The sequence below is a fragment of the Photorhabdus thracensis genome, from assembly GCF_001010285.1.
Taxonomy (GTDB): Bacteria; Pseudomonadota; Gammaproteobacteria; order Enterobacterales; family Enterobacteriaceae; genus Photorhabdus; species Photorhabdus temperata.
Genome location: NZ_CP011104.1, coordinates 2,180,780 through 2,196,686, shown reverse-complemented (window position 1 = coordinate 2,196,686; position 15,907 = coordinate 2,180,780). Strand labels below are relative to the sequence as shown.

The 15,907-nt window shown below is 44.4% G+C and carries 13 protein-coding genes and 2 pseudogenes; 11 read left to right on the top strand and 4 right to left on the bottom strand.

Going from position 1 to position 15,907, the window contains the following annotated elements; genetic code table 11:
• Window positions 1–33: 33 nt before the first annotated feature.
• Entirely contained in the window at window positions 34–1,323 is a 1,290-nt protein-coding gene (locus tag VY86_RS09405; protein WP_046974774.1) for a YidR family protein, read from the bottom strand.
• A 133-nt stretch (window positions 1,324–1,456) separates the two neighbouring features.
• Between VY86_RS09405 and VY86_RS09400 the strand changes: the two genes are divergently transcribed.
• A complete protein-coding gene (locus VY86_RS09400) occupies window positions 1,457–2,074 on the top strand; it encodes a trimeric intracellular cation channel family protein (protein WP_046974773.1) in 618 nt (205 codons plus the stop codon).
• Here the strand turns inward: VY86_RS09400 and ligB are convergent.
• Window positions 2,068–3,810, bottom strand: coding sequence for an NAD-dependent DNA ligase LigB (ligB, locus tag VY86_RS09395; RefSeq protein WP_046974772.1), 1,743 nt, complete (start codon window positions 3,808–3,810; stop codon window positions 2,068–2,070). The genes VY86_RS09400 and ligB overlap by 7 nt on opposite strands.
• A gap of 651 nt (window positions 3,811–4,461) precedes the next feature.
• On the opposite strand from ligB, the gene VY86_RS09385 reads away from it, so the two are divergent.
• The 4 genes from VY86_RS09385 to VY86_RS09370 all read left to right on the top strand — a co-directional run bounded on the left by VY86_RS09385 (window position 4,462) and on the right by VY86_RS09370 (window position 7,457).
• Window positions 4,462–4,917: an antitoxin PaaA2 family protein gene (locus tag VY86_RS09385; protein ID WP_011144683.1), complete on the top strand. Its 456-nt coding sequence runs from the start codon at window positions 4,462–4,464 to the stop codon at window positions 4,915–4,917.
• The gene (locus VY86_RS09380) at window positions 4,914–5,231 is read left to right on the top strand and encodes a type II toxin-antitoxin system RelE/ParE family toxin (protein WP_046974770.1); all 318 of its coding nucleotides are present in this window, start codon (window positions 4,914–4,916) and stop codon (window positions 5,229–5,231) included. The genes VY86_RS09385 and VY86_RS09380 overlap by 4 nt, the downstream gene beginning before the upstream one ends.
• Window positions 5,232–5,533: 302 nt before the next feature.
• Window positions 5,534–5,812: a helix-turn-helix domain-containing protein gene (locus tag VY86_RS09375; RefSeq protein ID WP_046974769.1), complete on the top strand. Its 279-nt coding sequence runs from the start codon at window positions 5,534–5,536 to the stop codon at window positions 5,810–5,812.
• Window positions 5,813–6,782: 970 nt separating this feature from the next.
• Window positions 6,783–7,457: a hypothetical protein gene (locus VY86_RS09370; protein ID WP_052760807.1), complete on the top strand. Its 675-nt coding sequence runs from the start codon at window positions 6,783–6,785 to the stop codon at window positions 7,455–7,457.
• A 126-nt stretch (window positions 7,458–7,583) separates the two neighbouring features.
• Here VY86_RS09370 and VY86_RS26485 read toward each other — a convergent pair.
• Window positions 7,584–7,763, bottom strand: a pseudogene (locus VY86_RS26485) (hypothetical protein); the annotation flags it as partial.
• Window positions 7,764–8,563: 800 nt separating this feature from the next.
• Here VY86_RS26485 and VY86_RS09360 point away from each other — a divergent pair.
• From VY86_RS09360 to VY86_RS09345, 4 genes are all read left to right on the top strand, one after another.
• A complete protein-coding gene (locus VY86_RS09360) occupies window positions 8,564–9,466 on the top strand; it encodes a hypothetical protein (RefSeq protein ID WP_238591613.1) in 903 nt (300 codons plus the stop codon).
• Between the two features lie 537 nt (window positions 9,467–10,003).
• The gene (locus VY86_RS09355; protein WP_046974768.1) at window positions 10,004–10,693 is read left to right on the top strand and encodes a hypothetical protein; all 690 of its coding nucleotides are present in this window, start codon (window positions 10,004–10,006) and stop codon (window positions 10,691–10,693) included.
• A gap of 781 nt (window positions 10,694–11,474) precedes the next feature.
• A complete protein-coding gene (locus VY86_RS09350; protein ID WP_046974767.1) occupies window positions 11,475–12,845 on the top strand; it encodes an RCC1 domain-containing protein in 1,371 nt (456 codons plus the stop codon).
• A 236-nt stretch (window positions 12,846–13,081) separates the two neighbouring features.
• Complete coding sequence (locus tag VY86_RS09345) at window positions 13,082–14,254, top strand: RCC1 domain-containing protein (protein ID WP_046974766.1); 1,173 nt, start codon at window positions 13,082–13,084, stop codon at window positions 14,252–14,254.
• A 77-nt stretch (window positions 14,255–14,331) separates the two neighbouring features.
• On the opposite strand, the pseudogene VY86_RS23275 reads toward VY86_RS09345, so the two are convergent.
• Window positions 14,332–14,493: pseudogene (locus VY86_RS23275) on the bottom strand (zinc ribbon domain-containing protein); the annotation flags it as partial.
• A 459-nt stretch (window positions 14,494–14,952) separates the two neighbouring features.
• Here VY86_RS23275 and gmk point away from each other — a divergent pair.
• Together gmk and rpoZ are read left to right on the top strand one after the other, a co-directional pair.
• Window positions 14,953–15,576 carry a guanylate kinase gene (gene gmk, locus VY86_RS09340; protein ID WP_046974765.1) on the top strand — a complete coding sequence of 208 codons (624 nt, stop codon included), beginning with the start codon at window positions 14,953–14,955 and terminating at the stop codon, window positions 15,574–15,576.
• A gap of 54 nt (window positions 15,577–15,630) precedes the next feature.
• The gene (gene rpoZ, locus VY86_RS09335; protein ID WP_011144672.1) at window positions 15,631–15,906 is read left to right on the top strand and encodes a DNA-directed RNA polymerase subunit omega; all 276 of its coding nucleotides are present in this window, start codon (window positions 15,631–15,633) and stop codon (window positions 15,904–15,906) included.
• Window position 15,907: the final 1 nt, after the last annotated feature.

The window sequence follows — 15,907 nt, the reverse complement described above, 5'->3', positions numbered from 1 at the left end:
CACCAGCGGAGAGTGAACTGACGGCAAATATATTTATTTCAATCCGGTTTCCACCAGGAAAATTTGCATATAACCATCGACTTCACGCATAAATGCAATATGATGACTATCCGGTGAAATCACCACCGCTTCCGCAGCAGGCGCTTTTTCTGTACGCTTTGTCAAACGCCGCATTTGGCTATTTCGCACATCGCACAGCATCACACTGTTATCACAAATAAAAGCAACAAACTGACCGCTACTTTCCCAACTAAAAGCAGATTGGATGCCACAGTAACTCTGAGTTATTTGACGGAGCTCGCCACCATTTGGCGATATTGTCCACAATTGCACAATACCATTATCATCTTTCATTAAAAAACCAATCTGTTCACCATTCGGTGAAGCACGCAACCAGTGACGCGGGTTATTCACGACTCCCGGCCAGCGTTTGTGGCTGGTCAATGTCAAACGACGCTGCATTACACTGGCAGGCGGCGCGGGTAACGTTGTTTCCGTACCTTGCAGCGGTTTTTCCCCTGCTACCGCATAATCAGCATCCTGTTCAGGTAAATCAACGATATAGACTTCCGGTACTTTTTCCCCTGTTGCAGAAATAGTATCGCCAATAAATGCCAATGCCCAACGCTGCCAATTACCATCCGCTTTACGATATCCTGCTTGGCCTACCCAACACTCTTCATAGGCGCGGTTAATATCATCACTGCCCGGCTCCGGCTGAAAAGTAGTAGTACTAACCACAACGGAGAAATAGCTACCATCATATTCACGGGGATGGTGCTTAGGTGGTTCAACTGGTTTGAGGGGCACAGCCACGGCGATATTGCGCAAATCCAGCGCTGGATCAAGCTTATGCATAACATGGTCGTTATAAGTAAAACTTAGACGGCTACCATCCGGGCTGAATACATGAACGTGGCTGCCTCCGCGCAACGCTCCCGGGGTATAAGGGGCAGTAATATCCATTGCATCCAGCGTAACCGCTTTTCCCGGAGAATCCTCACTGACAATGACGCCCCGACGGTGATGAAAGTCATAGTGCCATTGCTCATCTGGGCATTCTGGCCCATGAATAAACGCATATCGGACAGGTTCTGTTGGGCTGACTGTCACCACGCCAACATGAGCGCCCTCCTTTGCCTGATAGATAATTTCTGTTTTTCCACTCTGTACATGAATTTTTTCTATCGTTAAACCAGTAAAAGAAGCACCATGAGGACGCACATCATAAACTAACCACTGGCTGTCTGGTGTCCAGACATTAATATTAGTAAGCTGGTGGCTACGGTTATCTAACGTGATTTGCCGTTCCTGAAAGGCCATTTTATTATCCTTGCATCAGGTTTTTTCGGATAAATAATATTAATCCGAAATGGATGGAACTAAAAAATTTCAGTCGAGACTTTACCACTTCGACATTACTCTTACTTTTTTATGCTACGTACATTTCATTTCTATGTTACTAAGTGTTCTTTATATCATCGGTATTACTGCTGAAGCGATGACCGGGGCTTTAGCTGCGGGCCGCCGTAAAATGGATATGTTCGGCGTGATTATTATTGCTTCCGTAACGGCGATTGGCGGTGGCTCCGTTCGAGATATACTACTAGGGCATTATCCCCTCGGTTGGGTTAAGCACCCTGAATATATCGTCACCGTTGCCTGTGCCGCCGTAATCACCACTTGGGTTGCGCCGATGATGAAGCATTTGCGCCGCCTGTTTCTGATCCTTGATGCCATTGGCTTGATTGTCTTCTCCATTCTTGGCGCACAGATTGCGTTGGATATGAACTATGGCCCAATCATTGCTTCCATTGCGGCGGTTATTACCGGTGTTTTCGGTGGCGTGTTACGCGATATGTTGTGTAACACCATTCCGTTGGTTTTCCAGAAAGAGATCTATGCGGGTGTCTCCTTTACCGCCGCCTGGTTATATATTGGCTTACAGCACACGCCGTTACCGCAAAACGGCATTGTTCTGATTACCCTGATCGCCGGTCTGACAGCAAGATTGGTTGCTATCCGCTACCGTCTTGGATTACCGGTCTTTAATTACGAACACTCCGATCACTGAACCATACCAACGGGGTTAACTACGACCCCGTTTTCCCGGTCAAAACCCGTTATCCTTGCCACTGACAGTTTTTCCGCGATTGCTTTAATCTGCGTGTCATTGACAAAATCAGACAACTTTTTAAATTGCCCGGTAGTAAGTTGCTGTTTTAACTGTGTTCCGGCTAATTTCTGCTCCAGTTGCTGCCAGTGATAAACATTGTCAGACAGCTTATCCATATAAGGCACTCCAATCCCTTTCATCCAGTAGGAAAAAGGCTGATTTTTTGCCTTGCTGAATTGCGAATAAACAGCCTGTGCCCGTTTATCTCCGATTCCTGGTAAGGCCGCAATTTGTTGAGCTGAAAGCGCTAACCAACCGGTTAAATCAGTGACTAACTTCTGTTCGGTCAACATTGCCCAACTACCGCTACTGACGCCTGTCATTTGCAGATTTTCACCAAGCCATTTCAATCGTGCATTAAATTGTTGTTCACAACCCACCGTTAACGTCAAACAACTTAGTGCATGATAATGCTGCTTATCCGGTGGCTGAATATCCTGACGCTCTTTGATCCGCCATACCACCTGAGCTAATTTCGGGATACCATGGCCTGCCAATGTAAGCGTCACCTGATCCCCCGGTAATACATCCAACTGTCGCCAACGACGAACAGAACCAATATTGACTCTGCTTATCTGCCGATCATCCAGTTTCACCTTATCCAGCCCAAGAACCACTGAGATTTTGCCCGTTCTGCCAATAGTAAAATTAACTTCCCTGACTTGTGTAACCTGATGGCGTAAAGGGTGTTTCCATGCCACAGCCCAACTGTTAGATCCAGACCGCCACTGGTTTCCTTTAGGTTCAATTTCCTGTTTCAGCACGATACCGTCTGTAGCAAAAGGCATGGGTTGTTCAAAATAGTGCATCCGCAGTTTCTGCACCTGCTCTGGTTCCTCTATTTTATGACTGTAGCGAAGCGCCAATGGAAACCCCATATCTGCCAGTTTGCGCAATTTACTTTCCATCTCCGCAGGGCCATCCGGCCAGCTCCAGATAAACAAACCTATTTGTTTTAATTCTGACGAATGGTCCTTACGCATCATCAAACCCGCAACCCGATTACGAGCGCCATCACTCCCCAATAATTGCTGTCTATGCTCCTCTTTATGCAGAAAGAGTTCTCCTTGCAATACCAAATCAGGTGGAGCATTTTCTATATTCTGCGGAATATCGGGAATATGTCGGCTTTTTGCTGTCCAATTTACCCCTTCGGCACCATTGCCCCGGCTGATTAATGAAACAAGTTTCCCGTTCTGATAAACCAATGTTACCGCTACACCATCAATCTTTGGCTGTAACCAGACAGGTAATCTACCGTGCAACCATCGGTTAATTTCCTGCTTGTCTTTCAGTTTACTTAATCCGGTATGAGCAACCGGATGAACAAGCTTATTATCAGGAAAAACTTCCACAGGAAAATCTGAATGGGGTGCTTGTTTCAGACAGAATTGCCAATGAGTCAGCTCCGACATTAATTGATCATAAACCTCATCATCGATCTCGCTGATCCCTTTCTGACGATAGAGCTGATCCCAGTGCGCCATCTGTTGCATCAAGCTGTTAGTTTCACGTTGTAATTTGTCCTGCGACCATTCGGGGCAATTCTTTTCTGTATTCGAAACAAAAATTTCAGCCGCAACTATCGGTGAACTGAAAACAATGAACAGAATTAATATCAATAAATTAAGCATCCGTTGCTCCTTGGCTATCCATGCATAACAACAAAATAGAGGATAAAGAGATGCTGTCCAAGGCAGAAATAATAACTTTGCGAAGCGGTTCGAAGAATAACTGCCTGAAATCCCAAGGTAGCGGACTTTTTCATACACTACACAGAGCGGATATTTATGGTGAAAACCTGATATATTTAATATTTGATTCAGGGCTGCCATCAACGATTCCCGCCCCAGAGGTTCTCATCGAAGACAGAGGTTTAATAACCGATAAACTTATCACATACGATAAGTTCAAGGGTCGATATTAAATATGCCACCCAAAATTCAGGCTCGTATCCTAAAAAGGATCTCAGACCGCTGACAAACCTCATTGAAAATAATGGGGTCTGTTCTTTTCATAATGAATCCTAATACAACCCATTTTCCTCATTGACCCGATTCAATCGCCCGTCAGGGGGTTAGACACTGTATTTGCATTTTCTGCAACCCGCGAAAATGGGCGAGAGCATAAAAAACTGTGGGGCATTTATGTGGCAAGGAAAACTGCCTGTTTTCCGTTCAGTTATTGGGTGATAAATAATAAATCGCTTTGCAATTTACTATAATTTGCTCTATAAATTACAGTAGTCTACATTGTGAAATATTCAGAAATTGCGAGGTGACAACATGGCTGAAACTATCGACCACGGCACCCTATCACATCTAGTGGAGGCCGGAGCCGTTAAAGGAGCGCACATCGTAGGCCAGCCAGGTGGCTGGGCCGTGATGGTACGCTATGGAATGCACGAGCGACCACTGGCCGCACAGCGCAGCCGCAATGTGCGGCTATTCCGCAAGTTCGAAACGCTGGTTTCCTACCTTAAAAAAATTGGCATTGCCCGCTTCGACGTGGATTCATCAAACTACGCCCCCGCTCCCCCCAATACCTCAACGCGCAGGCCAGATCGTGCCGAAGCGCTCAAGCGTACCCACGAGGCTGCTGCATATGATGCGTGGTTTCGTGAGCAGGTGCAGCAAGCCATAGATGAACCCGGACCGGGTATCCCTCACACTGATGTCAAGGCCAAATTTGCCGCCAAACGTGAAGCCTTGCGTAAACGCATTGTACAGGGTCGCGCATGAAAATCATTTGGCGAAAGATCGCGGAAGCAGATCGAGAACGTATCTTTGATTACATCGCACAAAACAACCCCAGCGCCGCGCTTGAGCTTGACGCAGACTTTGATGCTAAAATCGAACTCGCTGCGCAGCGGCCTAAACTGTACCGCCCCGGCCGTGTGCACGATACCCGTGAAATCGTCGTGCGGCCTAATTATGTGATTGTCTATCGCATCAAGGATGAAAGTGGTACGGTAGTTGTGCTGCGCGTGCTCCATGCGGCCCAGCAATGGCCCCTGGCCAAGTCAAGCGAGAGCGTTTCTGGTGGGAAAGTCTGAGGAAGAGTAGCACTTGAAGAAGATGTGACGATTAATGCTTTCGTGAATCAAGCGCTAGAAAATGAAGTCAGTAAACATCATGTAGGGCCTTAATAGCCCCATCGGATTAATGACAAAAGTGCTAACCATCGGGGGCCGGTCTTTGATCTAATAGAGGTACTGGAAAATCGATACCTCGATATACTAAAAACCCCCACACGACAACAATATGATTGACATCAACAGAACCCCACTTTTTAAATGGGGTTCGTCAGCAATCTGGATCTTGGTCTCGCTTATAAACGAATGAAAGAGGTTATAAAATGAGCAACTTAAAATCCCTAAAATCCAAAGCATTAGCTAACTCAGATGTAAAAGCTGAGTATGATGCGCTAGAGACAGAATTCGAGCTAATTAATACTTTATTACGCATGCGGCATGCTGCTGGTCTAACGCAAAACCAAGTTGCACAGCGTATGGGAACAAAAGAGGCGAATATTTCCAAGCTTGAAAAAGGAAACGGAAACCCAACACTTAAGACACTATTGAACTACGCCAGAGCTTGCAATTGTGAATTACATTTTGGCTTCAAAACAACTTAATCCAAACGATATAGAAAAGTACCTTCGGGTGTGCTTCATCAGCTTACTTTCGCCTTTACCGATGAGGATCGTCTCAACAGCACAAATGAGCATCAATTTGCTCTCTCCATTAGGTTTTGCAATGATTATCAGTTAGCCTGGGAGAAACCTCGCCATTCGAACTAAAGCACACGGTGAATACGATTAGTTAATCTATTAAGTATTAATTTATTATTGTGAACCATTAACCAAGGCTGAGCCATAATACCTCGGTTCAGCCTGTCGAGTATTCACTTGAAATCTCATCACAGCCGCTCTCTGTTATTACTAAGATTCACTTTCAAATAAAGATTAAAAGACAATGACTTTACGAAATAGTTTGGGACGTAAATCCTAAAAAAACCAAAATAACTCACTTTTTTATAAACAGAAAAGATATTAAGCCACCCCTAGTGATTTTTCTTCCTTGCTTTACAGTTAATACTTAGCATATTAAGTTACATATTTACGTATTAATAAGAGTAGCCATAAAGATGTACATCCCCCCTAAATTCTGTGGCTCAAGTCTCATAATTTCAACCCTTACCACTTATAGATAAAAAAATAATCTGAAATCAACTACCAAAAAATTAATTTAGCATTAATCTGAAGTTATCTGCCGATAACTATTTCCTATTATCTTTTTTTTAAAATAATTGCTAATCTTATTTATGTCTTCGTAGCAATAGAAATTCAGCTTAACCCGCAAGGGATAGATTTTATGGCATAGGTTCCCTGTAGGTAAAGGCAAATCCGATATAACCTTAAGTTAGGAGAGTAATATGAATCAAGACGATTTCTCCTCAAACATGAGTTCCAGCAATACTCTTACATGAACGAAACCGTGTAATAACAACCTGCACGGGTGACCCGATGCAGAGAATAATCATCTGAAAAAGGAGGGCCCTTAAAAGGCCAATACAATCTGGCCGGGACAGGGTTATCACAAAGAATGAAAATTTTTAATATGGCAACCGGGGAGCTATCCCCATCAGAGTATTATCAACCTAATCCTGCTGCACCCTCTTGGAACCCAACGTGGGCAATCAAAGCTCTCGGGCAACCGGTGATAAATGGGAAAGACAACAGGGGTAAGCCAATTCGTTACCCAGAATCACGTACCAGTACCTTATTGAATGTCTTTCCGACAGTAATAGATCGTAATTTTCCAAAGCCGAGAGTAGACGATATGACGCTGGAACAAGGCAGGTTCTGGATAAATGCACAAAACAGCATCTTCAAGGTCCCACGTGTGGTCACAGGCACGTATATCTGTAAGATGGTTGCCAAACGTAAAGATAAATCTCCAGGGAAAGCCACAGTGACCCTCTATACGGATGCTAACGTTGTAAATTATATACTCTACAGGTTCAAGGGAGACAAAAACGTTATGGAATCTAGCGTGAACGACCTGATTTACACAGTAAGCTGCCGAGGGACCGGATTTTCATGGGAGCGTAAACCCGAAGAGAAATTTGAATTGGAAAGTAAGTGGGAAAACGCGGCACTGACAATTAAAATGCAAGACACTTGCGATTGGATTTATGATGTTGCTTTCTGGACGCCACCAAGCAACAATCCAAATGGTCAGTTTAAAGACCCAGCCATCCTGAGACCTAATAGCTAACCTGGAGAAGCCAGATCCCTGTAATAACCCAGATAACCTATCTGGAATGAGAAGGCCGGTAGCAGCAATAAATAAAAATCTTTAACAGAACAACCGGGGAGTAATCCCCGGTTGGCTTCCCACTTCTCAGGCCGCCACCGTCTTTATGACGGATTTACGCTGGCCTCCGTGGGCAGAAACGACGAGTCCCGCCGCTGCGGCTTTGTATTCCAGTTTCATGAGGAAGCTATTCCAGCTCGCATCCCCGATAGCGCGGGCAAGCTGGTGATCCTTCATTATGTTGGCCGATTTCAGCGTCTCATTAATTTGAAATATTAGCTTACCTGCCCGCTGTTATTACCAAATTAAGTTACTCGTTCACGCAATAATAGTCATAAAGATGTATATCCCCGCTAAATCCCTCTGCCTAAATCTCATTATTACCACTCTTGTGATCTATCCGTGGAAAATAATCTAAAAACCACTACCAACAATCAGGTGTAGCATTAACCTAAGGTTATCAGCCGATAACTTTTTTCTATTAGATTTTTACTTAAATAATGTCTAATATTATTCATGTCAGTAAAAATTCAGTTTAACCCGCAAGGGATAGGTTTTATGGCATAGGTTCCCCTGTGGGTAAAAGGTAAATCCAATATATACCCTATGGATTTCAAGATGCATCGCTATTCTGCACGCTACCCTCTGAGTTTTTGGGATACAAATAGCCAAGGTTACATTGGCCGAGATGGTTTTCCATTCCGGCTTCAACTCAATAAACAATAGTCATATTGAATTATCTCATGTGTATCAGCCAGCAATAGCTGATAAATCTAGCGGCGATAGTAATAACAGAAAATGGTAGGCAAATATACCTAAAGGCTCGGAAAGCAACATAAAGTAATGCGGACAGTCAGTGCAAAGTGGTATTTGACTTGGGTTTCCTCCGATCAAGAGGAAGTGAATAAGAGCCGGAGTCCAGAGACTAATTGAACAAAACCTGTCATTAAGACAGATAACGTGTAGTAACGACCTGCACGGGTACCCGATGCAGAAAATAATAACCGGAAAAAGGGGAATCTCTGAAAGGTCGATGTCATTTGACCGGGACGGGATTACAGCAATAAATGAAAATTTCTCACGTAACAACTGGGGAACTATCCCCATCTGAATATCCCATGAATGCGGGTAACACATTCATCAACAGAATGAAACAGGATATTGGTCGGATAACGGCACATTACCGCCAGTGGCCGGTATGGATAATGTGCGTGTCTGTAGGGGCGCTCTTTTCCACCTCGGTATTCGCCGCTGCTACACCCAATTGGAACCCAAGTTGGGCAATCAAAGCTCTCGGGAAACCGGTGATAAATGGGCAAGACAACAACGGTAAGCCAATTCGTTACCCAGAAGTGGGTACCAGTACCTTATTGAATGTCTTTCCGATAGTAAAAAATCATAATTTTCCAAAACCGATAGGAAAAGAGATGATGCTAAAAGACGGCATGTTCTGGGTTAGAGCACAATACAGAATCTTCAAGGTGCCACATGTGGTTACAGGTAAGTATACCTGTAAGATGGTTGCCAAACGTAAAGATAGATCTCCAGGGGAAGCCACAGTGACCCTCTATACGGATGCTATCGTTGTCAATCCAGACATCTACTGGTTCAAGGGAGACAAAAACGTTATGGAATCTAACGTGAACGACCTGACTTACACAGTAAACTGCCTAGGGACCGGATTTTCATGGGAGCGTAAACCCGAAGAGAAATTTGAATTGGAAAGTAAGTGGGAAAACGGGGTACCGTCAATTGAAATGCAAGACACCTGCAATTGGATTCATAATGTTGCTTTCTGGACACCACCAGACAACAATCCGAATAATAGGTTTAAAGACCCAGCCATCCAGAAACCTACTAGTACGGGAAATACGGGCAGTACGGGCAGTGCTAACCTAGCGAAGCCAGATCCCTGTGATAACCCAGATAATCTATCCGGGGTGAGAAGGGCAGATAGCCGCAATAAATAAAAATCGTTAATAGAACAACCGGGGAGTAATCCCCGGTTGAGCACTCGAAGTACATTGGAAATAGATAACCCGTTTCCATAACGGTCAGTTTTTACGTAAACCATTTAAATATTACCATTCGAACATTAATTCCTCCAGACCTGCCGCATTCACGCTTAACCCTATTATTTATTTACTCGTTCGCGTTACTCTTTCAATACTTTCATTCGTATGATATCTCAATGTATGTGATATTTTCTTTACCGGAATACATCCGCCAGATTATCAACCAATCACTTTTTTCTACTATCTTTCTATGCAAATAACAGGTAATGTTATTCAGTGACAATATAAATCCGGCTTAACTCACAAGAGTAGGTTTTACCTTATCGGTAGAAATACCGCCAGTAAAAACTGACGGCAGTAAGAGCTAAAATCCAATGAGGTAAAGTATAGTGACAGCTTGCACGGGTACCCGGATACAGAAAATAATAATCGGAAAAAGGAGAATCTCTGAAAGGTCGATATAATTTAACCGGGAGGGGATTACAGCAATAAATGAAAACTTCTAAAGAATATTATGTTCATACGTATACACAACCTAGTCGACCTCAAATCACGAGTAACCCTCAAATCATAGACTGGGTTCCTGAAAAAGCCATTTTAGCTCTCGGAAACCCGAAGATATATGGGAAAGAGAATAACGATAAATTGGTTCGTTATCCGGAAAGTGGGACGAGTACCTTAGTCTTTCCTAAAGGTGATCCACATTTCGATTTTCCAGGGACACGTTTACCTGATACCGCAGTGTTAAAAGATATGATGTTCTGGATTAAAACGAAAAACCGAATCTTCATTGTTCCACATGTTGTTACAGGAAAGTACACTTGTGAGATAATAGCCTCCCGCAAAGATGGCCTGCCAGGAAAGGCCACCATAACACTTTATACGGATGCAATCGTTGAAAATAATGAGCCCCAATGGTTCAAAGGGGACAGTAACGTAATGGAGTCTAAGCTACTCGATCTGTGTTACGAAGTATCTTGCGAAGGAACGGGTTTTTCATGGCAGCGAAAACCTGAAGAGCAAGTTCAATTCGAAAATAACTGGGAAAATGGGGTGCCGTTAATTATAATGCAAGACAGCCAAGATATGCAAAATGTGATCTATAGCCTTGTGCTCTGGTCTGCACCCGTTGATTTAAATCCCAATTTTAAAGATCCTGCCATCCTTTTACCCAATGAATAAAATAATAACCAGCAGAAACTAAGAGCCTATCTCAATAGGCGTAATTGTTGCAGGCCATTCTTATCAATGAACAGTGAACACGGACAGCGCGGAAAAACCGGAGCGTACACGTAGTACGTGAGGATTTTGAGCACTGCCCAGGTTCGCTCTTTATGGCAAAGAAGGGCAAATAAAATAGCTCTATTGGGATAGGCAGTAAGAGTAAAGGTCATTTATCTGGGATGAAGCGATAGCAACACAATGAAAATCTTTAACCAGACAACCGGGGAACAATCCCCGGTTGAATATCCAATGAATACGGATAATATACTGAGTTATCATTCACCTTGTTTTTTATCAACCTGAAATATCACAATATTCAATTCCAGTTATTATACTGATTTTCCAATAAAAATTAAAAAAGCGATAACTTCTCACGTCAAATAAGAAGTAAATAACCAATTACTGTAACTGTTAATATTTACACTAACCATTTAATATCATTACGTCGGGTTTAACTCTTCTGAGTCACATCATTCACGTTCAATCATATTATTCGTTTACTTTTTCATGTTATCCTTTCAATACTTTCATTCGTATAACACCTCAATTTATGTGATATTTTCTTTACTGGAATACATCCACAAAATTATAAACTGATCGTGTTTTTCTATTATCTTTTTATTCAAATAACAGGTAATGCTACCCAGTGGCAATATAAATCTAGCTTAACTCGCGATAAACCGATTTTATCTTATAGGTAAAAGCAAACCCAATATTAACCTTATTTAGGAGAACCAATATGAACCAAAATGACCATCTCTCATCAAACATGGCTACCGGTGATCGTTTTACCCAGCAAAACCTAAAATCAGGCAGAGAAAGTAACTCTGGTGGCAATACCTCCATCGTCTCTATTGAATTGGCAGACGATTCGTTACCGGAAAATAACATTTCTATTAAATTGGAAACCGCCATGTTATTGCAAAATGGCAGAGTGATCACTTGGGGGAAAAAACGGTTTGATACACAGGAAGCCCCGCCACCAATTGCCGAATTTGCCGAATTGCAAGGTATCGTCAGCCTAAGCGCAACACACTCTGCATTTGCAGGCTTGCAGGCAGATGGCCGCGTGTCTACCTGGGGTATATTCATCAATGGCCTACTCCCCTCAGAATCAGTGGATAAGATGAAGAATATTGTCAGCGTGAGTTCAATTCCAATAAGAGATGTTTTCACGGGCCTACGGGCGGACGGCAGCATAGTCTCTTGGGGAGCAGTGGATTTTTTAAACACGGCTCTGCCAAGAATGTGTGGATTATCGCTACACAATATCATCAGCCTAAGCACAACAGAGCAATCTTTTGCCGCCTTACGGGCAGATGGCAGCGTCGTCTCCTGGGGATTGGATTTTTTGCCAACCCCACCCGAAATTGCCGCATTAAAGGATATTGTCAGCCTACACTCAACAAATAATACTTTCGTGGCCCTACGAGCGAACGGCAGCGTTGTCTCTTGGGGTGTGGAAATTATCCCGCCAGAAATCGCCAAATTACAAGATATCGTTAGCATAACTACCAATTATGATTATGCCGCCGCCCTACGGGCAGACCACAGCGTCGTTTCCTGGGGGGGAATAGTGGTTCCACCCGAAATTGCTGCATTAAAGGATATTGTCAGTTTAAGTGCCACACCGTATGCCTTTGCAGCCTTGCGAGCCGACCGCAGCATCGTTGCCTGGGAAGATGATATGGGCAGTGGCCTAATCCCACCCCCCGAAATTGCCGCATTAAAAGATATCGTCAGCCTACACTCAACAACAGGTTCATTATCGCGATTTACAGGCTCATTTGCAGTCCTACGGGAAAACCGCAGTGTGGTTGCCTGGGGAAACATCGACACCGGTGGAACATTACCACTTAAGATTGCTCAACTGAACGATATCGTCAGCCTGAGTGCAACATGTAGTGCTTTCGCAGCTCTGCGGGCAGATGGCAGCGTCGTTGCCTGGGGACAACCAAGTCGCGGTGGTTATGTGCCACCGGAAATTGCCAAGTTGAAGGATATCGTTAGCCTGAGCGCATCAAACTCTGCATTTGCAGCCTTGCGAGCAGATGGCCGCAGGGCAGGTTGGGGAGGAGGAGATGCCGAAGCACATGGTGAATACGATTAATCAGTAAATGTGTTTTTTAGCTGGAGAGACGCTGGCCTGAAAATTGAGTTAATCCTCATAATCTCTTCACCTGTTATGAACGGGTTAACACACTGCGTTGACCGCCAGCAAATCAAATACCGCAATACAGGTGCTTACATCCTTTAAGCAGAAACCCAGTTTGACGGGGAAGAAATAGGTTTTGCGGCACAGAATTCCTACAAATAAATCCGATACAGCCTTATCAGGAGAGCAATATGAATCAACATAACGAGTTCTCATTCAGCACAGAGACCAAAGACACTTTTCTCAAACAACGATCTGGAAGCAAAGCTATCAGCTATGATAGCAATGGCGTCATAGACTCTAATAACTCTGGAACCGCCATATTATTACAAAATGGTCATATCGTTGCCTGGGGGGATACGGACCACGGTGGCGAACTCCCACCTGAGATTGCTCAACTGAACGATATTGTCAGTTTAAGTGCAACATATGCTGCTTTCGCCGCCCTGCGAGCCGACCGCAGCGTCGTTGCTTGGGGGAGTGCGGGCTACGGTGGCAAAATCCCACCTGATATTGCTCAACTGAACGATATTGTCAGTTTAAGTTCAACATATGCTGCTTTCGCCGCCTTGCGAGCTGACCGCAGCGTCGTTACTTGGGGGAGTGCAGGCTACGGTGGCGAACTCCCACCTGATATTACTCAACTGAACGATATTGTCAGTTTAAGTTCAGCATATGATAGTTTCATCGCCTTGCGAGCCGACCGCAGCATTATTAGTTGGACCAGTAGTTATAGTTATGTCCCATCAGACATGGCTCAGCTGAATGATATTGTCAGTTTAAGTATAAATGATAATGCTCTCGCTGCCCTACGGGCAAACCGCAGCGTTGTTGCCTGGGGAGAGGGTTATAGCACTTATGTCCCATCAAAAATTGCTCAGCTGAATGATATTGTCAGTTTAAGTGCAAATGATGATGCTTTCGCTGCCCTACGGGCAAACCGCAGCGTTGTTGCCTGGGGAAGGAGTGATAGGAAGCATATCCCATCAGAAATTGCCCGGCTGAATGATATTGTCAGCCTAAGTTCGACAAATTCTGCTTTCTCGGCCTTACGGGCAAACCGTAGTGTCGTTGCTTGGGGAGATCTAGATAATGGTGGCATACTCCCACTCGATATTGCTCAACTGAACGATATCGTCGGCCTGAGTGCAACAAATTCTGCTTTCGCGGCCCTGCGGGCGGACCGTAGTGTCGTTGCCTGGGGGAAGCCAAGTACCGGTGGGTTTGTTCCACCCGAAATCGCTAAATTGCAGGATATTGTCAGCGTAGACTCATCGGGGAGCGCCTTTACGGCTTTGCGAACAAATGGCAAACGAGTTGGCTGGGGAGGCGGGGATATTAAAGCACATGGTGAATACGATTAATTGCCGATTAAGCCATACTCTTTATTGTAACCCGGTGACTGCTCCCCGCCGTAAAAAACGGCGAGGCTTCCCACTTCTCAGGCCGCAACCGTCTTTATGACGGATTTACGCTGGCCTCCGTGGGCAGAAACGACAAGTCCCGCCGCCTATAATGCTGTTATGCCCTTGCGCTGGATGTTGATCGCCGCATTGATATCGCGGTCATGTTCGACTCGACAGAAAGGGCATTGCCAGATCCGCCCGCTCATGGACTGCCGCCAGACGTAATCGGGCCTTGCCGCGGTTAGCGCTGCCCTTTTAAGACAGTAAAAACGCTCAAAATAACGCGCTTTTTCATCTCAATGCGTCGGATATTATAGTGCTTCTTAACAATTAAAACTCCTTGAGAAATTAGCCATCGGCGGAACTCACTGTATTTCATCCATGCCTCCTTTTCGACCAAACGATGGTGACACATAAAACAGCAAATACAACATTTTTGTTTCATTAAACAACAGTTGTGATAATACATAGAGCAAAATTTTAACTAAAGAAGTCAACCCTTGGCGATACAAAATATCCATTGGCAATTTTTCCCCTAAGAAAATTTCGGTGGAAATGCATCGGCAACGCGACATGTGTGAATGGGTACGTGTATACTGTTATAAGAATTTTATTCTGCCTTATTTAATTATTATCCAATCAACCAAGATACCACCATGATCCAAGGCACGTTATATATTGTCTCCGCGCCAAGCGGAGCGGGTAAATCAAGCCTGATTCAGGCTTTGTTAAAGACTCAACCTCTGTATGATACTCAGGTTTCTGTTTCCCATACCACACGTGCAATGCGTCCCGGTGAGAATCAGGGTGAACACTATTTTTTTATCACCGAAGAAGCCTTTCGCCAGATGATCGATAATAATGAATTTCTGGAACACGCCCGTGTTTTTGATAATTATTACGGTACATCCCGGAAAGTGATTGAAGAAACGCTTGCCAGTGGTGTTGATGTTTTTCTTGATATCGACTGGCAAGGAGCACAGCAGATCCGCAAACAAATGCCCTCTGCCCGCAGCATTTTTATCCTGCCGCCGTCAAAGGAAGAGCTCTGTCGCCGTCTGCGCGGTCGAGGGCAGGATAGTGAAGATATTATTGAAAAACGCATGGATCAAGCCGTTGCAGAAATGGTTCACTATAACGAGTATGATTATTTAATCGTTAATGATGATTTCAATACTGCATTGGCCGATCTGCACACCATCATCCGTTCAGAACGCCTGCATCGGGAGCGCCAGGCACAACGGCATGATGCTTTAATCAGCAAATTATTGGCAGACTGAACCAAGTTTCAGTATGATGCCCAGTCATTTCTTTACCTGTGGAGTCGCACACATATGGCACGCGTAACTGTTCAAGACGCTGTAGAAAAAATTGGTAACCGTTTTGACCTGGTGTTGGTCGCCGCTCGTCGAGCACGTCAACTGCAAACAGGTGGTAAAGATCCTCTGGTTGCTGAAGAGAACGATAAAGTCACGGTTATCGCTCTGCGTGAAGTGGAAGAGGGCCTGATCAACGGTAAAATTCTGGACGTACGTGAACGCCAGGAACAACAAGAGCAGGAAGCCGCAGAAATGCAGGCGGTTTCCGCTATCGCGGAAAGTCGTCGTTAAT